Here is a 20,664-nt window from a genome sequence, read left to right on the forward strand (position 1 = left end):
TGATCCTTCAATTGGTTCCGCTTGAAACCACTATCCTGCCTGAAAAGTTTTCTGAGCGTACTGATGCAATCGTGCAAGCCTGCCGGTCGCTGCGCTACAAGGTCTTGCGCCAGGCCCGCAAGCGCGTGCACGCGTTCGCATACGGCGACGCCGTATTGAACTGGATCATGCGCCCCATCGTGTAATGCGTGTACCAGGGCTGGCCATACAATTGCGCGTCGTCGTGCGCGTCGACCAGCGCCAGCAGCTGGTTTTTCGCCTGTTCCAGGCGCTGCAGCAAGTCGTCCATGCCCAGTTCAGCATAGTCGGCATAAAAGCGCTGCGCCAGTTTTCCCAGAGCGTTCCACGTGAAACCTTCGGCGGGAAAGGCGATATCCTCGATGCGTTTGCCGTCGCGCAGCTGGGCATGCCAGTGCAAGACCAGCTCGTTCCAGCCCACCAGATAGGCAAGCAGATCGCACACGCTCATGCGCGTGCCTTTCACTTGCCCCTCCAGCACGGGATCGCGTGCCAAGGCCGGCGGCACGCGTGCCAGCTCCTGCATCAGCTTGGCGTACGTGCTGTTGATGGCGTCGACCAGTTCCTGCTTGCTGTTCGGAATCGCCATCATGCAGCCTTCACAACAGGCAAGCCGGCCGCCTGCCAGTCGTCGTAGCCGCTGCCCAAACGGCGCGCCTGCAAGCCGTGCTGGCGCAGGGCCGCCACGGCTTGCACGGACAGCACGCAGTACGGGCCGCGGCAGTAGGCGGCGATCTCCGCGTTCGCGGGCAATTCGCCCAGGCGGCGCTGCAAGTCGTCAAACGGAATATTGATCGCGCCGGGCAAGTGGCCGGCGGCAAATTCCTGCGCGGGCCGCACGTCGAGCACAGTGATGCTGGCTTCCTGCATGCGTTCCCGCAGTTCGTCGCCCGTGATCGCTTCCACATGGTCGCCCCGGCCCAGCGCCTGCAGCTCGCTGCGCTGGTGCTGCGCATACACGTCCAGCGCAGCGAGCAACTGCATGACAGGACCGTTACCGAGCCGGTACAACACGCGCTTGCCGTCGCGTCGCGCCTGCACGAAACCGGCGCGCCGCAACTGTTGCAAATGCTGCGAGGTATTCGCCACGGACAAGCCCGTCAACTCCACCAGTTGCTCCACCGCATACTCGCCGTGCGCGATCTGCTCGAGCAGGCGCAAGCGCGGCGCGCTGCCTAAAATATGGGCAAACCCGGCAGAACCGGTAAGCAATTCAATATCGGCATTTTTCATTGACACGATGCTAGCACCCTTATAACATTCAAGCAATCAATTGAATGTTATAAGGGAGACACGATGCAAATACTCTGGCTCGATGCCCTGGCGATCGGCGTGGGCGCGACGGCAGTGATGGATGTGTGGGCGGTGGCATTAAAGCGCTTCTGGTGCATACCCTCACTGAACTTGGCGATGGTGGGACGCTGGCTCGGCCATCTTCCGCGCGGTACCTTCACCCACGTCAACATCGCCCAGGCGGCGCCCGTACGCGATGAAGCCATCCTGGGCTGGACGGCCCATTACGCCATCGGCGTGCTGTTTGCGGCCGTGCTGCTGGCGCTGGTGGGACGGGAGTGGGTGCAAGGGCCGACGTTCGCGCCGGCCTTGCTGGCGGGCCTGGTGAGCGTGGCCGCGCCGTTTTGCATCTTGCAGCCGGGCATGGGCGCCGGCCTGGCCGCCAGCAAGACGCCGCATCCGGCGGCCGCCCGCCTGCGCAGCCTGATGGCGCACACGGCGTTCGGCATCGGCCTGTACCTGGCGGCCCTGCTGTGGTCGACCGTGCGCTGACTTGTCCGGCTAGCTCGTCAGCGGCGGCACGGGCGCCGGTGCCGGTGCGGCGGCCACCGCTGACATGGCCGGCGCCTCGGGCTGCGCCGGCAAGGTGCTCAGCACCATCGTGCTGGGCTTGGCGATCGCGATGTGCGCATCGTCCAGGCGCTTGAGCAGTTCGAACAGCAGCGCGCTGCGGATGCCCGATGTCAGGCGCGGCGACGAGGCAAAGCCGGTGGCGTTGAACAACAACAGGCCATTGTCGATGCCATCGAGCTGTACGCTGGGCGCCGGCGTATCGAGCACGTCGGGATTGTCGACAAAGACGGACAGGATCAGCGCGCGCGCCTCCTGCGCATCTGTGCCCAGCGGCAGCGGCAGCTTGACTTGCACCAGGCCCAGCGGATTGGCCAGCGTGACATTGCGCACCGTCTTGGTAATGAATTCCGAGTTCGGCACGATCACTGTCGAACGGTCGCTCAGCTGAATTTCCGTGGCGCGCACATTGATGCGGCGGATATCGCCCTCCACGCCGCCGAGCGAGACCCAGTCGCCCACTTTCACAGGGCGCTCGGCCAGCAGGATCAAGCCGGAAACGAAGTTCTGCACCACCGCCTGCAAGCCGAAACCGATACCCACCGACAAGGCCGACGCCACCCATGCGATGCGTTCCAGGCCGATGCCGGCCGCCGACAGGGCCAGCGCCACGGCCAGCACGCCGCCGATGTAGCCGAACAGGGTGATGAACGACACTTGCATGCCGGTATCGAGATTGGTGGTCGGCAAATAACTGTTTTGCAGCCAGCGCTTGAACAGGCCCAGCGCGATAAAGCCGACGACCAGCACCAGCAGCGCCTGGATCATGGCGGCCGGGCGGATCGCCACCTCGCCGATGGCCAGGCCATCCTGCAGCTTGCCCACGCGCTGGAACAGCTCGCCCGGACCTTCGCCAAACGGCGCCAGCAGCAGCATCAGGGCCAGCAGCACGACGATCGCGCGGCCGATGCCCGACAGCAGCACGGCCGCCTGGTCGCGCGCCTTGGGCGTGGCCAGCACAGGATGGGCGGCGTCCGGCGGGGGCGGGGTCGAGGCCAGCAGCATGCAGATATCGTCGACCAGTACCGTCAGCAGATAGGTGCTGCACAGCACCACGATGACCCAGGCGATTTGCTTGGCAATAAAACTGCCGAACGCCACATAGCCGACCAGCAAGCTGATGACGCTCGATGCCAGCGCCAGCCACAGCAGCACCGTGACGCAGCGCAGCCACAGCGGCGTGACCAGGGTGGCGGGATCGGCCTCGCGCAACTGTCGCCAGCAGCGCTCGGCGCGCATCAGGCCGTAGGCGATGGTCGTGCTCATCACCAGGGCGACGATGCAGTTGACGGCCACGGCCGTCGACAAACCCGCATTGATGACGATGGTGACCCGTTCCGTGGCCCACACGAGCACGACGATGAAGGAAAACATCGATGGAAAATTGCGCATGCGGTGCGCCAGCGCATCGGGCAGGGGCAGCAAGCGCCACGATACACGGCGCGGCGACAGCAGCGCGTGGCCGAGCCCTGCCGTAAAGCCGGCAAAACAGATGATGCCGATCAAGCTGCTGAGGAAAGTCGAGGTTTTTTCGGACAGACCGCCATCCCAGCGCAGCCCCATGGCCAGCAATTCGGCCACCAGGCCCGGCGTGGCCGCCGCCAGCACCAGCACGGCCAGCGCATGCAGCGAACGGCGCAAACGGCCATGCGGCACGCGCGTGGCCGTGATCACCAGCAGATAGCGCGAAGCCCAGACGCTGGCGCCGAACACGGCCACGATGCCGGCCAGCAAGCCGCCCCAGGCCGACCACGGCGTGGCGCTTGCCGCGTTCGTCAATTCCCCCTCCAGCGCCCGCAGGCGCTGCAGATTCTGCGGCAATTCCGCATGCAGTTGCTTCCAGAACGAGCCAGCCAGTATCGACGCCGTGCGTTCACCCAGGCGCGCCTGCAACTGCGCGCGGCGCACCGTCGACACTTGCTCCGACGCCTGCGTCGCTTCCACGGCCAGCAAGCGCGCCAATTTCACCTGCGCATCGAGCGCGCTGCTGGTGCGGTCCAGCTGGCTGCGCTGGGCCGCCACGTCGGGGGCGTCTTTCGTGCCTGCCGCCGGCTTGCCCAGCTCGGCCAGCCGCGCCTGCACGCTCGACAGCGTGGGCACGAGCGCATCGGCCACCTTGTCGGCCTCGGCGCTGGCCGCCAGCGCATCGGCGCGCATCTGCGACAGGGTCGCGTCATCGAGCTCCGCCTCGCCATCGAGCGCCTTCTGGATGGTTGTAATCTGCTTGCGCAAGCCGTCGAGGCGCTGGTCGGCCGTGGCGGCGTCATCGACGGGTTGCGCCCAGGCGGGCGGCGGGGCCAGCGAGCAGGCCAGCAACAACGCCAGCAGGAAGGGAAAGAAACGGAGACGGAAAGAAGTCATGCGGACCTAAGGCTGAAAATGGGAAAAATTGCCGAATCGGCGGCGACGCCGGTCATGGCCTGCCGCCCGGCGGGTGCATGCCAATATAGCTGAAAACGCGCGCAAGCCGCAGAACAGGCGGAACCGGCGTGTATCCAAGGGGGCGACTAGGCATATTGCCCTATGGAAATATCACATAAAAAGGTCTAGGATCGTCCTCCGCTTGGCGGCGCGGCCCCCAATCCGCAGCCGCCGACCTTTTGACCATTCCCTCCGTATTGAGACCGCCATGAAGTTTTTATCCAACCTGACCATCGGCACCCGCCTCGCCGTGGGCTTTGGCGCCATCGGCGCCATGCTGATCATCATCTCTTGCCTGGGCATTGCCATGCTGGGCAAGATCAACCAAGGCACCGGCCACATCGTGCATGACAGCATGCCCAAGATTGCGCTCGCCAACAGCGTGTCGGCCAACATCAACGACATCGCCATTGCCCTGCGCAACATGATGCTCAGCGCCGATCCGGCCGACCAGCGCAAGCAGACCGAGGCCATCCTGGCCGCGCGCCAGGCGGCGGCCGGCAATCTCGGCAAGCTCGCGAACATGCTCGATTCGGACCGTGAACGCGCGCTGATGGCCAAGATGAACGACGCCAACACGCGCTACGCGCAGGGGCAGGAAGCGCTGCTGGCGCTGATCAAAAGCGGTACGCCGGACGACAGCAGCGCCTACCTGTACGGCCAGCTGCGTCCCGTCTTGCTTGTCTACAAGCAGTTGATTGCCGAACAAATCAGCTTGCAAAACACCCTGGCCACCACGGCGGGCGACAACGCCAACACCACCTATGCCAATACGCGCACCTTGCTGATCGGCATGTCGCTGGCGGCGCTGGCCATCGCGGCGGCCTTGGCGTATGGCATCACGCGCTCGATCACCGGCCCCGTCGCCACGGCGCTGCAGGTGGCCAACACGGTGGCCGCGGGTGATTTGCGCAGCCATATCACCGTGCAGTCGAGCGATGAAATGGGGCAACTGTTGCAAGCGCTCAAGCGCATGAACGACAACCTGGCGCACACGGTGGGCACGGTGCGCGCCGGCACGGAAACGATCGCGTCGGCCTCGTCCGAAGTGGCGGCGGGCAGCCTGGACCTGTCTGCGCGCACGGAGCAGCAAGCCAGTTCGCTGGAAGAGACAGCCTCATCCATGGAAGAGCTGACCTCGACCGTCAAGCAGAATGCCGACAATGCGCGCCAGGCGCATGTGCTGGCGGACACGGCCTCCGGCGTGGCGCAGCGCGGCGGCGCCGTCATCGCGCAAGTGGTGGCGACCATGCGGCAAATCGACGCCTCGTCAAACAAGATTGCCGACATCATCGGCGTCATTGACGGCATCGCCTTCCAGACCAACATTCTGGCCTTGAACGCGGCCGTGGAAGCGGCGCGCGCGGGAGAGCAGGGCCGCGGCTTTGCCGTGGTGGCCACGGAAGTGCGCAGCCTGGCGCACCGCTCGGCGGCGGCCGCCAAGGAAATCAAGACCCTGATCGACGACTCGACCCAGACCGTGGCGGCCGGCAGCGAACTCGTGCACCAGGCCGGCAACACCATGAACGACCTGGTCGACAGCGTGCGCCGCGTCACCGACATCATGGAAGAGATCACGTCCGCCAGCGCGGAACAGACGGCCGGCATCGAGCAAATCAACCAGGCCATCAGCGAGATGGACAACGTCACCCAGCAAAACGCGGCCCTGGTGGAAGAGTCGGCGGCAGCGGCGGCGGCCATGCAGGATCAGGCGGCGACCCTGGCACAGGTGGTGAGCGTATTTAAACTTGACGCCGGCAAGGCGCAGACCAAAGCGGCAGTCACCACGCCAACCGCACCGCGCCAGCAAGCCGTCGCCCTGCGCGTGCCGGCGACAAGGAAAGCTGCGCCGGGAACAGCGGCGTCATCCGACTGGGAAGAGTTCTAAGACAGCAACGCCACAGGTGCCTCTCGGCACCTGTGGCGTCATGCAGCATAGGATGCTTCTTGTTACGCGACCTGATCCATGTCAATAAACGATCAAGTTTGACACGGCGCGGCTAGGCCGAGATTTCTCTGCGGATGATCTCCGCGCCCGCGCTGAGCGCATTGAGTTTGCCTCTTGCCACGCGACGAGACAAGGGTGCCATGCCGCAGTTGGTGCTGGGGTAGAGCTTGTCGGCATCGACAAAGCGCAGCGCCTTGCGCAGGGTGTTGGCCACTTCCTCCGGCGTTTCAATGGTATTGCTGGCCACGTCGATGGCGCCGACCATCACTTTTTTGCCGCGTATGAGTTCAATCAGGTCGATGGGCACACGCGAGTTGTGGCATTCGAGCGAGATGATGTCGATATTCGATTGCTGCAGCTTGGGGAACGATTCCTCATATTGACGCCATTCGGAGCCCAGCGTATTTTTCCAGTCCGTATTGGCCTTGATGCCGTAGCCATAGCAAATATGCACGGCCGTTTCGCATTTGAGTCCTTCGATCGCCCGCTCCAGGGTGGCGATGCCCCAATCGTTCACTTCATCGAAGAACACATTGAAGGCGGGTTCGTCAAACTGGATGATGTCGACGCCGGCCGCCTCCAGTTCCCGCGCTTCCTGATTGAGGATCTTGGCGAATTCCCAGGCCAGTTTTTCGCGGCTTTTATAGTGGCTGTCATACAGCGTATCGATCATCGTCATCGGACCTGGCAGCGCCCATTTGATCGGCTGGCTGGTTTGCTGACGTAAAAACCTGGCGTCGTCCACAAACACCGGCTTGGTGCGGCTCACGGCGCCCACGACGGTCGGCACGCTCGCATCGTAGCGGTCACGGATTCGGACGGTCTCGCGTTTGTCAAAATCGACGCCGCTCAGATGCTCGATAAACGTGGTGACGAAATGCTGGCGGGTCTGCTCGCCATCGCTGACGATATCGATGCCTGCCTGCTGCTGTTCCTGCAGCGACAAACGCAGCGCATCCTGTTTGCCCTCGATTAACTCCTCGTCCTGTAATTTCCAGGGCGACCAGAGTTTTTCAGGCTGCGCCAGCCAGGAAGGTTTGGGCAAGCTGCCGGCGGTTGATGTAGGCAATAATTTTTTCATGATGGTGATTTCGTGTAGTTGGATTAATCAGCGAGCGTGGCGGCAGCCCATTGTTCAAGAACATGCTTGTATGGCTTGATGAAGTGCTCTTCCGTATATTTGCCCTGCTTGACAGCCAGCTGGCTGCGCTCTTCCCGGTCATAGACAATTTGCGTCAACGAATAATCCTGATTCTTCAGGCTGGGCTGATAGCATTTCCCCGCCGCGGCATTGGCGTTGTAAATTTCGGGCCGGTAAATCTTTTGAAAGGTTTCCATCGTGCTGATGGTGGCGATCAGCTCCAGATTGCTGTAGTCGGCCAGCAGGTCGCCGATAAAATAAAACGCCAGCGGCGCGGCACTGTTTGGCGGCATGAAATAGCGCACCTGCATGCCCATTTTCTCGAAATAGGCATCCGTCGAGGAGAACTCATTTTGCTGATACTCGACGCCCAGGATGGGGTGCTGGTTTTCCGTGCGTTGATAGGTCTTGCTGCTCGAAGCGCTGAGGCAGATGACCGGCGGCTTGCTGAAGCGCTCTTGATAAGCATCGGATCTGACAAAGTGCTTGAACAGCTTGCCATGAAAATCGCCGAAATCATCGGGTGCGCTGAATGCGGATTGATTGTTGTTGTGCTCTGGCAGCAGCACGCTGAAGTCGTAATCGCGCACGTAAGAGGAGAAATTATTCCCCGCAATGCCATCGATGCGTTGGCCGGTTTTTTTATCCAGGATATTCGGCTTCAATATCTCGATCAGCGGGATATTGCCGCCTTTGACATCGATATTCAACTCGACGGAAATGATTTCGAGTTCGACAGAGTAGCGGTCCGCGTTCGGATTGTCCCAATGCGCCAGGCTGTTGAAGCGGCTGTCGATCATTTTCAGGGTGTTGCGCAAGTTCTCCTGGCGGCTCTTTCCCCTGGCCAGATTGGCAAAGTTGGTCGTCAGGCGCGTAGTGTCCGATGGGTGATAGTTTTCATCGAAAACAATGCTCTTGATGCTGAATACAAAGTCGTTGCTCATGGTGTTCTGCTGTCCTGAATTCTGCGAAAAGGTGAATGTGTTAATTGCTTGGTGCCCGCGGTGATGCGTCTCAGGCTACGGCCAGCTCGTCAGCCGTGGCCGAGCTCGCATGGCGCGTCAATGCGATCAAGGGCAAGGCCCGTTGCACCGCCAGTGCGGCCCGCTGGAGCAGCGCCTCGTCCTGCAGACGGTAGTCGAGGAAATCCTTGTCGGTCGCATAGACGCCCAGCGGCAAGGTGCGTGCCTGGAAAAAACTGAACAGCGGCCGCAACTGGTGGTCGATCATCAGGGCATGGCGCTCGCTGCCGCCGGTGGCCGCCAGCAAAACGGGCTTGTCGATCAAGGCATCCTGATGAATGAAGTCGAAGAAGTGCTTGAACAGTCCCGTGTAGGCGCCGCGATAGACCGGGGTTGCCACCACCACGATGTCCGCTTGCTCGACCGCCGCAAGTTCCCGCTCCACCGTCTCGGGCAGCTGCGAGCGCCAGACGGCGCCGGCCAGCTGCGGTGCCAGCTGACCCAGTTCGACCAGCCGTTGTTCGCACAGCACTTCGTCGGCGATCAGGTCCATCAGGTGCTCGGCCAGGGCTGCCGCCTTGGAAGGGCGTTGCAGCCCGCCGGAAACGGCGACTATACGCAATGGACGTGTCATGGTTGCTTTCATAGGGATGGATGCGCGAAGGCGAAGAACGCCGGCAACAGAGAAGTGGATGATAGCGGGGGAAATCGATGAAGTATAATGGTCATATTTCATACATCCATGAATATGGCTCATTCCAATGCTTGAACGCATCCACCTCAGCATCGTCCAGCAGGTCGAAAAACAAGGCTCGTTGACGGCCGCCGCAGGCGTGCTGCACCTGACCCAGTCGGCCCTGAGCCACAGCATGAAGAAGCTGGAACAGCAACTGGGCACCGACGTCTGGCTGCGCGAAGGGAGAAATTTGCGCCTGACGCAGGCCGGCCAGTATCTGCTGGCGGTGGCGAACCGGGTACTGCCGCAACTGGACCTGGCCGAAGAGCGCCTGGGCCAGTTCGCGCAGGGCGAGCGCGGCGCGCTGCGCATCGGCATGGAATGCCACCCTTGCTACCAATGGCTGCTCAAAGTGGTGTCGCCGTATCTGACCGCCTGGCCCGACGTGGATGTGGACGTCAAGCAGAAGTTCCAGTTCGGCGGCATCGGCGCGCTATTCGGCTACGAGATCGACCTGCTGGTCACGCCCGACCCGCTGTACAAGCCGGGGCTGGCCTTCGAACCCGTGTTCGACTACGAGCAGGTGCTCGTCGTGGCCAAGAGCCATGCACTCGCTTCAGCGGCGTATGTGCAGCCCCGGCAACTGACGCAGGAAGTGCTCATCAGCTACCCCGTCGACATCGAGCGCCTGGATATTTACAATCAATTCCTCTTGCCGGCCGGTGTCACGCCCAAGCGCCACAAAGCCATCGAAACGACCGACATCATGCTGCAGATGGTGGCCAGCGGCCGCGGCGTGGCCGCCCTGCCGCGCTGGCTGGTCGAGGAATACGCGGCCAAGATGGACGTGGTGCCCGTGCGCCTGGGCGCGCGCGGCATCGCCAAGCAGATCTTCCTGGGCGCACGCGAGACGGACACCGCCATCGACTACGTGCGCGCCTTCATCGCACTGGCGCGCCAGCCGGCTATCGTCATGGCGCAAGGAAGGGAAGCTAAAACCCTGGATTCATCCCAATAAGCCCAGACGACGCTATCTCCGCTCGGAAACTACTGAACCCACCTATGCGGAGCGCCAATCGGCTGGTGCCATTCCGTCTTCCGGCTGTCAGACTGGCTGAAGACAGAGGCGGCTTTAAACTCGAAATATAGTGAGGAGAAAATATGTGGAGGAATTCGGCGGCAGTGGTAACAATAATAGCGCTCTTGTTGTGCTCCCCATGTTCGCAAGCATGGGGGGCGAATGTTTGTATAGGAAAATACCGTGATGGAAGCCATCCGAGTCCTGAAGAACTCGCGAAATTGCTTGATGAACATACACAGTGGCTGGAAATTTACACAAAGCTTGAAGAAAACGCCTTGCAGATCGAAATTAATAATCGAGACGATACAAAAAAGGCGAATCTCTGTAATGCGAATCTTGTAAATGCACAACTGAAGTACGCTCGGCTCAACGGTGCGAGTTTGCGAGGAGCAAATCTAAGTGGCGCGGACCTGGGTGGTGCACAGCTGGTGGGCGCAGATCTGTCTGGCGTGGTCGCGCGCGGTACATCTATGTCGAATGCCGCGCTGGTTGACGCCAACTTCAGCGGTGCTGACTTAACTGACGCCGACTTGTCCTACGCTATCATCGCCGGGGCGAATATGGATAAAGCCAATGTTGCCAGGACCCGCTTTGCCCTCTATGACATAAAGCTCGCTGGCCACGCGGATAACCTCCCCGATAAAGAAGCCTTTTCTCGGGTTCGTAACATGGCTGAGATCCGGCTCGATCCTTCGTTAAGCACAACGTCACAGTTTGTACTGTTGCGTGAAGAATTTAAGAAAACTGGTAAGCGCGATCAGGAGCGCGCGCTCACTGCGGCGCTTAAGCGTATGGAGGCGCGACACGCGTCGAGGCTGGAAAGGTGGTTCTACTTTGTAGCGTTTGATTTGACGACGGAATTTGGCGCCTCACCGGGTCGGGCGCTTAAGATTCTTTCGTACTTAATGATAGCGTTCGCTTTTCCGTACCTGTTCGCCTTGTCGAGGACCAACGGTGCCGGGATTTGGATTGTCTGGCCAAAAGAACGCCTGGAACAAGGCGTTGGTAACAACACTCCTGCCCGACTTCACAAGACTGGAATCTGTGCCATTCTAACCGCCTTCTACTTTAGCCTACTCTCGGCCGCTAGTATAGGCTGGAAAGATCTCAGCTTCGGGAATTGGATATCGAGGATTCAACCCACCGAATCTGCTTTACGCGCTACCGGCTGGGTAAGAAGTATTTCTGGAATCCAATCAGTAATTAGCGTATATCTGCTCGCCCTTTGGGCGTTAACATACTTCGCGAGACCATTCGAATGACCGCTGTAAAACCTTTCGTTATTTTCCAGGTATACACGTAGGAGCAGATTCAATTTCAAAGTGTAGATGGGTCGGCTATCTCAAGTTTTGCGTAAAGGTGTTTTGCTAAGCCGTTTCTCCAAAATTCGATACTCCCTTGAATTGCTTTAACATTCTTACCGTCTGCGCTGAGAGCTTGCAAGGCAGCAAACATATTATCGGTCACTTCCCGAGGCGACATGCCTATTGCTACACATCCTTGAATTGTTTTACCTTGTAGCCCGCTCCCGCCGGATTGTGTCCACTGCTCAGGCCATTCACTGTGATGCTTAAAGTAGTTTGCCCCAAGATCAACTATGCACGGATGGCTAAGCCCACTTCCCATATGTTTCGATGCTTGAAAAGAAAGAATTTGTCCTTTACCGTTTGGCAACTCGCAAGTTTGTGGAGCCAGTTCTCGAATCTTGTTAAGAATTGATACGGTTTGTGTAATCATTGCCTGGCCCAACACGAAGTTCGCGCCGATGAGCAGCCCGATTTCTTCGTGAATAATCTCATTGGGAACGTCCCAATACTTTCTGGATGCCCCATATGAGCCCATCCGATTTAATAAATCTTCGTCTGTGTTTTCAACCAAAGCCTGTAGTGATCGGGACACACTCTGAATTGGAAAATATGAAAAACGATCGTTTAATTTATCTAAAAGATAGGCAAGTGATGTCGGCATATACGATTTCAACTTAGGATGGACTGGCTCGCTACCACGCCTTGCCAGTTGATGAGAAGGAAAGGCGCGTGCATCTTACGCTGGGCTTACCGTACTTGCATGGCCGGAAATGTTGCGATAACTACGGTATGCGACAGTTGCAAGCTTTCATGCTTCCTGCGGATCATTGCTTGGAGGTACGCGAGCCGTAAGTGCCCTTCGATGAGTTGGTAGGGGGCGCGCATCTTCTCGTGCTCTCGAGGATGCACATGCGAGCCCGCATTCACTGCAACTATTATCGGAGCGGGCATGGTTCCTGAAGCCAGCATATACCGACCAAGCCAGGTGTTCAGGCGGTGCTTGCCATCGAATAGATCGTCGCCCCAGCCCCTCAATGTCTTAGGCCAGTCGCTGACGTGTCCGATACTCAAGATTTCCTCGTTGGACATAGATACAACCGCATATTCCCAAGACAGGGGCTCCATAGGAAGCCATGCCTGAAAGTCATTCCAATGCCGGTATATCCACGTCTCTATGACGGCCTCTGGTACGTGCGCGAAGTGCACAGGCCAGCGGCGCATATAGTCGGCGAACGGCTCTTGGTCGAAAGTGCCGTGCCGGTGTGGTGCGGGTATTCCAACTAACCCAGGGCTTGAATTTTTCATAACTTAAGATGGTTAGATCGCGCCAACTACTTAACTCACAGGATCGACTGCAAAACCAAACGCCTACAAGATTATCGCGAGTGCAGTAGTCAAGTAGTTTCGGACACAACAATAGGGGCGTTTTGTGCCATTTTCCGCTCGTAGGCGGCGAGCGGCAGATTGTCCAGTACTGAATTCAATCGCTTGCAGTTGTATAAGCCGACGATGTAATCGGTGATGTCGGCCTTGGCCTCGGCATGGTTGACATATTGGCGCTACCAGACGCGCGCCGTCTTGAGGTTCAAGAAGAAGCGTTCGGCGATGGCGCTCCCTACCATAATAGACTGAGTGTCACAGCAATTGCCTTTACGGCTCATACTGCAAACAAAGCCGTGCTCGTCCAGCAGTTCCTGATACAGCGCACTGGCGTACTGGCTGCTGCGGTCGGAATGGACGACTAGGCCCAGGCACGGCTGGCGCGGATGGCCATGTAAGGCGTTGCAGACCAGTTCGGCAGGCATACTCGGCGCCATGGGCCACGCCACGACCTTGTGCGCGAACAGGTCGAGCACGATGGCCAGATACACCCAGCCGGCGCCTGTGCGGATGTACGTGATGTCGGTCACATACGTCATATTCGGCGCCGGCGGATCGAACTGCCGATTGAGCACATTGGGGGCGATTGGTAGGTCGTGCTCGCTGTCGGTGGTATGGATGAATTTGCACCTCCAGACGGGCTTAAGGCCGCTTTGCGCATCAAACTGCAAACCTTGTGGCGTCCGATCTTGATTCCCTGGTTGGCCATCGCCGTGACCAAAGGACGGCTTCCATAGCTTTGATGGCTGGCCGCAAATGCGGCCTTCAGGTGAACGCTTTTTTTACACAGAATCAGTTTGGCAGAACGACGCCGCGCCTCGTAATAGGCGGAACGGCTGACGGACAGGGCGCGGCACCGAGCTCCCGACCAACTTTATTAGCTCTAGTGTCGACGAATAATAAAGTCTGACACAATGGTCCTTTAAAAATCAATGACTTATCCTTTTAGCTTCGTACCGACGAGCGAAATAAAGTTTGACACAAAGGACGACTTTCACGCTAGTGCCTAGATTCTTGCAATAATAAAGTTTGACACAAAGGCGTCGAAGCTTGCTCTGCTATGCACCATATTAGCTGCACAGCTAATATGGTGTAACTCCCAACTTTAGTTGACATCCTAAGATTAGCTGTACAGCAAACTGACCCTGAGCTGCCGGCATTGGACTTGGCTTGGCTCGTCACGGACGAGGCCAAGAATGGATTCCAGTTCAGCAAGCTTCTCGGTCACGCCGATGACCTTAGAATGTGGCCCACCATCGTTTCAGCATGGATCAATGCCGACGGGCAGCGATCTTCGGGCATACCTCATTCCTAGTGCGGCCCAAAAGAAATTCTTGCTATGATAGCTATATCAGTTGCTACCGGTCATACTTCAGACCAACTTACGATCAAATCGGAGTCCTAACTTGCTAACAACGATTCTCACATCAGTTCTCGGAGTGATCATTATCGCCGGGGGGACGTGGATTATAAAATCCCGCTGGCTATATGTCATCGCACCCAAGTTCCACATGATTTCCCCTACGAACAACGGGCAAGTTGTCTCATTGTCAATTTGCAATGCTGGACTCCTGGCGGAAGAAGATGTCGTACTGACGATGAGACCCTCCTGCTCCTTTGACCTTGTAGCGACGTCAAAAAGCACCGTAACGCTTCAGGGACAAAAAATCTCTTTACCCAAGTTAGCCAAGAGGGAAATAGTCACAGTGCTCATTCTCGTACGGGGTAATCAATTTGTGCCAGAGGACATCGAGAGTGTCGAATCAAAGGCTACCGAGGGTAAGGTTGTCGAAACGAAAGAGAAGGCTATTGCAGCGTGGCAGCACTTTATCGCATTACCAATTTTATTAATATTTGTAGCGGGGCCATTTCTATTGGGTAATTTCTTTGGGGGCGAACTTAAGCTATCAATATTTGGTTACGTGAAAAATCAGTATGAGATACTTGAACCAAGCAAACAGTTAGCCGGATTCAAAATTTCCACTAACGAAAAATACGCTCATGGCAAGTTAGAAGGTGCTTTAAATGATTCCCGGATAGCGATTGCGGTTAAAGAAGTAGTTCGACGGGGCGATATTCTTACGTTTTCGATAAACATAAAGAATAGTTCTGGCGCTCCGTTAAAAATTGATGGATCGATTTCCGGAACTGCGGGAAAAGGCAGCGTCGATTTTTACGAATCACGAGTTGAAGACTTCGCGTTAGCAGACGGGGAAAATAAATTGGTAAAAATGCGTGTGTTTCTTCCAGAATCTAACAGCGTAAAAATGGCAGAAGGCACATTCAATTTCAAAGGCTTGGGTATGGGGAGTATTGCCATAGAGCAAGTTTTTAACTTCGATTAGAAGATTAAGGGTAATCCCCCATTTTTAGAGCGTGCTAAAAGTAGAGGTTAAACGGCCAGAGAAAGTGCTATGATGTTAACGAAATTCGGCCATTATTTATGACTCATCCTCTCTAGTTTTCCACATGCCACCAGCAAATGCCTCGGAGTCCTTGATACGAATGGGTTGGTGCACGATGTATTTCCGCCCATCAAGGTCCCAGTATCTTATAGTAATACGCAAGGTTGAACCATAATGCCAAAAAGTTTCTTCATCCCCACGGGTGTAACCGAAGGAATTTGTCATGCTTTTCCCATTAGCGAGAAGTGGAATCTCCCCCTTTTCTGAAAAGCAGCGTAGAACATGCGCGTAAGTGGTACTTGAGCCTTTGAATTTCTCAACCCACGGAGCCATGCACTTTTCAGCACCGTCAGTTGAAACGAAAAGGCGCACGCTCACGGCTGGCCGGTTTCCGGTGTTTGTAACCACTAGGTTGTAGGCAATTGATTCATTGCCGCCAGCATATGTTTCAACTGTAGCTGAAATTATGGGGCGGTTAGATTGAAGCCAGTTTCTGCGAGAGATCCAGAGTGAACATAACGAAACTATTAATGCTGATGCTGACATCAGCGTTTTCCAATCGTCGGGACTGAGCTGAGGCATATCGCTTTACCAGTTAACATTCGAAAATACTGCTTCTATGGGAAGTACAGTCCATCGAGCGCACTAACTCATTTTGTCGCATCATCTTCCTTTCGAAAGTACGGACGTGAATCGATAAGATGATCAGGGAATAGCACGCCAAAGCGGCCATCGTCATCATTTTTTGCAATATCCCGTTTCTTTATGACAAAATTCATTGCATCGCGGACTTTTGGTTTCAGGCAATTCAGTACATATTCAACAAACTCCTCAACTGTTTTAGTCTCAGTATGAAGCTGGTTAAGACCGACTGATTTTATGCTAACTGCAATTGTTCGCTCCCAAAGAGAACGATATTCTTTGAAGACTGGAATCTTACCCAAGAAGAAAACCTCATTAAATTTCTGCTTTTCCGGTACAACGTTGCCATGCAAAAGGTCATTTCGCTCGTTGATTAGGCGGTGAAAATTTTTACAAGGCTGAGCGCTATAATCGACCGCCTTTTCAAATCCGACGCAGTTGATATGCAGAGCTCGAACTCTTACATCGATCTGCTGGCGGAAAATACTTTCAAGCAGACGAGCATCCGATTTAATGTCGGAGCGAGCTTGCACAAAAATAAGTAAATTAATGAAGGCCTCTGCCCATACAGGCAACATCGATCGAATACCAAAGCAGAGGCCAAATGCTCGGCTATGGAATTCGCTTACCGAATTCCATGACTCCGCCTGAGCTATTGCCGTGGAAGGCGTATTGAAATCCTCCGAAAATGGCGAATTCAAATCCAGAGTGGACAGTTCCTTGTGTAGACTATTAATGGCGTGAGTCAATCTCCAGTAAGGATTGACGAACTCTGTCCAGCGTTCAAGCTTGCCACGAATCCGCGCCATCGCCGGGCCGTAATTCTGTAAATCAGTTTTAATAAGTTTAATTAGATCAAACTTCTCCGAATCCCCAAAAGATAGCTCGCCAATAACAAAGACATCAGTTCGAAAATTTGTGCCCCAGAATCCGATCAGAACTTCGCCGTATTTGAATGTCCAATCCCAGTGCACAAGATTATCGGAATGGTCGTTTCGAAGAAAATTCTGAATTCCATTTGGGGGGCCAAATCTACCCCAGAAGTAACAAAACAGCTCAATCGGCTTCAATTCATTTCGTATCTCTAGAAAAGATCTAGATATACCAGTATCATTACAAGCATGGATGTACGCAATAATCTCTTCAGTTGAGGGATACGCGAGCGCAGCAAGGAAATCTTGTGGAAGGGACATGATGCGTTCTTGATAGCGTTGAAAATTCAGGGATCGGAACAGCAACTGTGGATACTTTTTCGGATCCAACTAGTGTACGGAGAATAGCATCTTGCTGCAATTCAATCTGCTTGGTTTGTTAAAATATGCCCAGAAAGCATTATAGTCCTGCGGATAATTTTGGTCAGTATTTAGGGCAAGAATGGAACGAAGTCAGTGAATCTTGCATCTTTTGGTGTTGGCCCGTCATGGTAGTGACGACAGTGATCAAGAGTCGCGTCGCGTTCTTTACCTAGAAGCGCCACCATTGCATCTCAGTCTGCGTAGTCATGAAGGCCTGCAAGATGAATGACGCGCAGTCCAATTTGTAGATTGCGTCACCCTTGCAGGCGCTGTGCGAGGTCAACCGTTTCCTTGTCGCTCACCATCGAGTCTAGTTTTTGCCGAAGAATTGCAATCATCTGGCCTGCGAGGCCAGCATGGGCGACTAGTTGTATTGCGCGGCTCTTTAGATACGCCTTCGCCGTAGGCAAGTCGACCATTGATGATTTTTGGATGCATTTAATATTAAGTTGACGATGAGTAAATTTGATCGCAGACTGTGTCTCTTATTCCTCATGAAGACAAGAAATGGCTACTGGATCGAAGTTGAACAGCGCAGCGTTGAAAGCATTTGACAAAATCTACGATACTGAGCATGAGGACAATGCTGCTCATGTACGGGGGGAATTTCTGCTAGCATTTCCACTGAAAAATCTCGCTCATATTTCCTTAGATGAGTACGTCATTGGCCTCCAGAGTCCGACCTTTTGTACTTTTGTCGAAGCGAAGACGCGCCCTTGGGCGAACATTCAGGGAGCAACTTCTGAGAAATTTGGAATTTACTTTGGCAAAACAAAACATGACCCGAAAAAGACATATCGGTTCACAAGGAAATTTGGCAATGATCGTGACGAAGCGTTTAATTTGATAAAAACGACGTTGTTGAACTTGATCCGCCTCGGCAAAGCTAAAACTCTGGATTTTGTATCGATCGATGCCAACATATTCTCACAAATGTTCAAGGCAAAGATTCTAAGTCTTTACTTCCCTAATCGTTTTCTAAATGTATGTAGTGCAGAACACCTCAAGATGCTCGCCGAGCATTTCGGTTTTGCCCAAGGCCTGCCTGTTAGCGAATATCAGCACATGTTATTGCAAGTGAAAGAGTCTAATCTCATTACTAAGGCCTGGAGCAACCCTAAATTTATGGCCTTCCTGTACCACGCTTATGTCCACGTCCAGTCACAGGCTACTAACGCGATAAAAAAGCCAAGGAAGAAGGCTCACGGCAAGGTGAATTTTGAAGACTTGCAGGCTCAAAGGGATCTCATCGGAAAAGCCGCCGAGATATTTGCACTCGATTGGGAAAAGGCGAGATTGGAAGGTGCAGGCATCGGCCACTTGACTTCCAAGATCGAGGACCGCCGCGACCGGCCTGGATATGGATATGATTTCCTTTCGTATTCTTCACCCAAGCAGAAGCGATTTGTCGAGGTCAAGTCCGTGGGAAAACTTTCTGGTGGACGCGGTTACCGCTTTTTCCTTTCAGAGAACGAATACAATGTCTCGATATCCTCTGACCATTGTGATGACTATTTTTTTTACATGGTTTTCTTTGACGGCAAAGGTGAGCCCTCCAGTTTGCGCGCAATTCGCGCTGACGAATTGTATAAAGTTGGTGAGAAGATTCCTGCCGCCTACACTGTCCAGTTTGAGTTGGAGCGGTAGTGGGGAAACTGAGTCACCGAGTACGCGGTCCGGAAATGAACCTACACATGGACTTTCATTCGCAGAAACAAAAATGCCAACCTACGAGGGTTTGCTCGCGAAAAAATGTGGATTGCGGGCTCGCCCTTGTTGGACAAGTACGACTAGTGAAGCAAATCTGTTCTGCCCTTCGCGTGGCGCCCTCGTACATAGCCCGGCGGCTAATTCGCCCAACCGCCTGAGCTGATGGCAGCGCTATTCAGGCTTTCCACCAACCTGCCGACGCGATCCTGGTCGATACCGTGCATGCCGAGATAATTACGCTGCCGACCTATGGCGACCGTCGGGCAGGCGCGTTGGCGAATCGCATGCGTGCCTTGATGGGCCTGCCAGCGATCAACCACAAGCGCTTCTATCGTGCGATGAAAACGAACAGTTTTCTGCTAGCGGTTTGAAAGATCTTTCACAGTGTGTTTATAGACGAGATGGCCTAACGCAGTTCGCCATTGGTCTGGGTAGCTGTCAAGCGAATTTGCAGCGCTTCTTAAAACGACGTCCGAGGAGCCAGCAACATTATTATTAACCAACGCAGTCCCAAGTTGGACACAAGCTGTCCGGTGTCGCACGCCCTTTGACGCAAGCACTCGGGCTGCAGCGTTCGGTGCGCCAAAACGCAAGTGTTCGGGAAAACTCACGAAGCCCTCAGCCATCTCGATGCCGTCAGATTCAAGACGCTTAGCTAACAGGCTTAGTCCCTGTTCGACCAGCGTTTGAAGGGAAAAGGTAATGCCCCGCATGTGAATTGCAAGCACATCGTCAACCGTCAGTCCTACTTGGACTGCGATCTCTCGGAACCGGATTCCGCCCATCCACAACCGTACGATTTCAAAAAAGATTCCCTTAACCGTTTCGACGTCGACCCCGTCGTCGAGCCGAAAACACGATCTCAAATCCGTTTTAAGTTCTGTATGTGACCAAGCCCATTGAAGAATGTCATTCCTCACCTCATGTGATAAGGGATCTACTTCTTTATCCCAATCTGACCGCATAGGAAGGAGTCCCTGCTCGACAGAGTCGATCAACCGAATTTTAGCTCCGGTCGTGCGAGCCCAGGCAGTTTTGCCGACAGCACGATAAACAATTAGGCGGTTGGCCCTCAACGCAAAAATAGCACGGAGGTTGGCTTCGTCATCGATGTAGGTCAGCGTGTGCAGCGTCTTGTCGATGCGGCCGAACTCGGGCCAGATGAGACCAGAAGGCCCTCCAGGCGCGTTTGCTGGTTCAGGCTGATCCCCACTCCCCAGCGAGCGCCACAAGCGCTCTTCGACGCGGCTGCGCAGGCGCGCAACGTACCGTTCGAGCGTCGTGCAGCCTGGCAGCAGTACCTAGTGCGTCACGAACCACGTCGTGGCGCGCTCGAACAGCACGCTCGGCCGGTCGGTGCCGGTCCAGCAAAGCGCGTACAGCCACCGGGTAAGGCGAAAGGCGATCAAGGGTTCCGTGAATTCGACGTAGCCATAGCGCGCGCGAATTTCTATCGCGTGCTGCTAGCGTTGTCGGCCGGTGCTGTAGGCGCTTGCTTTGTCCAGCACCTCGATGCGCAGCTGCATGGCCAGCGTCCGCAACACGGGCTGGGGCACGGCCAGAGGATCTTCCAAAAACGCGCCCAGGTAGCGCACTGTGCCCAGCTGGATGGCGAAGACAAGCCGATTGTGTGCGCCGCGCTTCTCAGCGATTAGCGCATGGTCGGTGTCGTCCAGATGAAAGTACCCGGCGAGGTCATGGGGTGATGGAGAACCGGCGTAGCGGCCATAGTTCTCGCGCTGCGCGTTGGAAAGAAAGCTGACTGGCATCTTTTCCCTGTATGGCGGCAAACAGAGCATTATGATTTGCCTTGGT

The 20,664-nt window shown here is 55.7% G+C and carries 15 protein-coding genes and 2 pseudogenes; 6 read left to right on the forward strand and 11 right to left on the reverse strand.

Annotation, left to right across the window (positions count from 1 at the left end; genetic code table 11):
* Positions 1-94: 94 nt before the first annotated feature.
* Complete coding sequence (locus JAB4_RS01375; RefSeq protein WP_275527878.1) at positions 95-610, reverse strand: ClbS/DfsB family four-helix bundle protein; 516 nt, start codon at positions 608-610, stop codon at positions 95-97.
* Complete coding sequence (locus JAB4_RS01380; RefSeq protein ID WP_070223320.1) at positions 607-1,251, reverse strand: metalloregulator ArsR/SmtB family transcription factor; 645 nt, start codon at positions 1,249-1,251, stop codon at positions 607-609. The genes JAB4_RS01375 and JAB4_RS01380 overlap by 4 nt, the downstream gene beginning before the upstream one ends.
* A gap of 63 nt (positions 1,252-1,314) precedes the next feature.
* Here JAB4_RS01380 and JAB4_RS01385 point away from each other — a divergent pair, with 63 nt between their 5' ends.
* On the forward strand, positions 1,315-1,803 hold the full coding sequence (locus JAB4_RS01385) for a DUF2938 domain-containing protein (protein ID WP_070223321.1): 489 nt from the start codon (positions 1,315-1,317) through the stop codon (positions 1,801-1,803).
* Between the two features lie 9 nt (positions 1,804-1,812).
* On the opposite strand, the gene JAB4_RS01390 is transcribed toward JAB4_RS01385, so the two are convergent.
* Complete coding sequence (locus JAB4_RS01390; RefSeq protein ID WP_070223322.1) at positions 1,813-4,242, reverse strand: DUF3772 domain-containing protein; 2,430 nt, start codon at positions 4,240-4,242, stop codon at positions 1,813-1,815.
* A 268-nt stretch (positions 4,243-4,510) separates the two neighbouring features.
* Here JAB4_RS01390 and JAB4_RS01395 point away from each other — a divergent pair, with 268 nt between their 5' ends.
* A complete protein-coding gene (locus JAB4_RS01395) occupies positions 4,511-6,190 on the forward strand; it encodes a methyl-accepting chemotaxis protein (RefSeq protein ID WP_070223323.1) in 1,680 nt (559 codons plus the stop codon).
* Positions 6,191-6,302: 112 nt separating this feature from the next.
* Here JAB4_RS01395 and JAB4_RS01400 read toward each other — a convergent pair whose 3' ends face one another.
* From JAB4_RS01400 to msuE, 3 genes are all read right to left on the reverse strand, one after another.
* Positions 6,303-7,331, reverse strand: a complete 1,029-nt coding sequence (locus tag JAB4_RS01400) for a methionine synthase (protein ID WP_070223324.1) — start codon at positions 7,329-7,331, stop codon at positions 6,303-6,305.
* A 23-nt stretch (positions 7,332-7,354) separates the two neighbouring features.
* A complete protein-coding gene (locus JAB4_RS01405) occupies positions 7,355-8,335 on the reverse strand; it encodes a DUF1852 domain-containing protein (RefSeq protein WP_070223325.1) in 981 nt (326 codons plus the stop codon).
* A 70-nt stretch (positions 8,336-8,405) separates the two neighbouring features.
* Positions 8,406-8,987 carry an FMN reductase gene (gene msuE, locus JAB4_RS01410; protein WP_070223326.1) on the reverse strand — a complete coding sequence of 194 codons (582 nt, stop codon included), beginning with the start codon at positions 8,985-8,987 and terminating at the stop codon, positions 8,406-8,408.
* Between the two features lie 127 nt (positions 8,988-9,114).
* Between msuE and JAB4_RS01415 the strand changes: the two genes are divergently transcribed.
* Both JAB4_RS01415 and JAB4_RS01420 read left to right on the forward strand, forming a co-directional pair.
* Entirely contained in the window at positions 9,115-10,047 is a 933-nt protein-coding gene (locus tag JAB4_RS01415) for a LysR family transcriptional regulator (protein WP_070223327.1), read from the forward strand.
* A gap of 281 nt (positions 10,048-10,328) precedes the next feature.
* Positions 10,329-11,372, forward strand: a complete 1,044-nt coding sequence (locus JAB4_RS01420; RefSeq protein WP_070223329.1) for a pentapeptide repeat-containing protein — start codon at positions 10,329-10,331, stop codon at positions 11,370-11,372.
* A 55-nt stretch (positions 11,373-11,427) separates the two neighbouring features.
* On the opposite strand, the gene JAB4_RS01425 is transcribed toward JAB4_RS01420, so the two are convergent.
* Positions 11,428-12,078, reverse strand: coding sequence for a hypothetical protein (locus JAB4_RS01425; RefSeq protein ID WP_139143765.1), 651 nt, complete (start codon positions 12,076-12,078; stop codon positions 11,428-11,430).
* An 808-nt stretch (positions 12,079-12,886) separates the two neighbouring features.
* Positions 12,887-13,653 (reverse strand): annotated as a pseudogene (locus JAB4_RS30565) (IS3 family transposase); the annotation flags it as partial.
* Between the two features lie 550 nt (positions 13,654-14,203).
* Here JAB4_RS30565 and JAB4_RS01435 point away from each other — a divergent pair.
* Entirely contained in the window at positions 14,204-15,142 is a 939-nt protein-coding gene (locus tag JAB4_RS01435; RefSeq protein WP_070223334.1) for a hypothetical protein, read from the forward strand.
* 96 nt (positions 15,143-15,238) lie between these two features.
* On the opposite strand, the gene JAB4_RS01440 is transcribed toward JAB4_RS01435, so the two are convergent.
* Positions 15,239-15,748: a hypothetical protein gene (locus JAB4_RS01440; RefSeq protein ID WP_071650248.1), complete on the reverse strand. Its 510-nt coding sequence runs from the start codon at positions 15,746-15,748 to the stop codon at positions 15,239-15,241.
* 104 nt (positions 15,749-15,852) lie between these two features.
* Positions 15,853-17,037, reverse strand: coding sequence for a hypothetical protein (locus tag JAB4_RS01445; RefSeq protein ID WP_070308505.1), 1,185 nt, complete (start codon positions 17,035-17,037; stop codon positions 15,853-15,855).
* Between the two features lie 609 nt (positions 17,038-17,646).
* On the opposite strand from JAB4_RS01445, the gene JAB4_RS01450 reads away from it, so the two are divergent.
* Positions 17,647-18,786 carry a DUF3883 domain-containing protein gene (locus JAB4_RS01450; RefSeq protein WP_070223337.1) on the forward strand — a complete coding sequence of 380 codons (1,140 nt, stop codon included), beginning with the start codon at positions 17,647-17,649 and terminating at the stop codon, positions 18,784-18,786.
* Positions 18,787-20,017: 1,231 nt separating this feature from the next.
* On the opposite strand, the pseudogene JAB4_RS30570 reads toward JAB4_RS01450, so the two are convergent.
* A pseudogene (locus JAB4_RS30570) lies at positions 20,018-20,618 on the reverse strand (DUF4158 domain-containing protein); the annotation flags it as partial.
* Between the last annotated feature and the right edge of the window lie 46 nt (positions 20,619-20,664).

Origin of the sequence: Janthinobacterium sp. HH102 (genome assembly GCF_001758625.2) — a bacterium.
GTDB lineage: Bacteria > Pseudomonadota > Gammaproteobacteria > Burkholderiales > Burkholderiaceae_D > Janthinobacterium.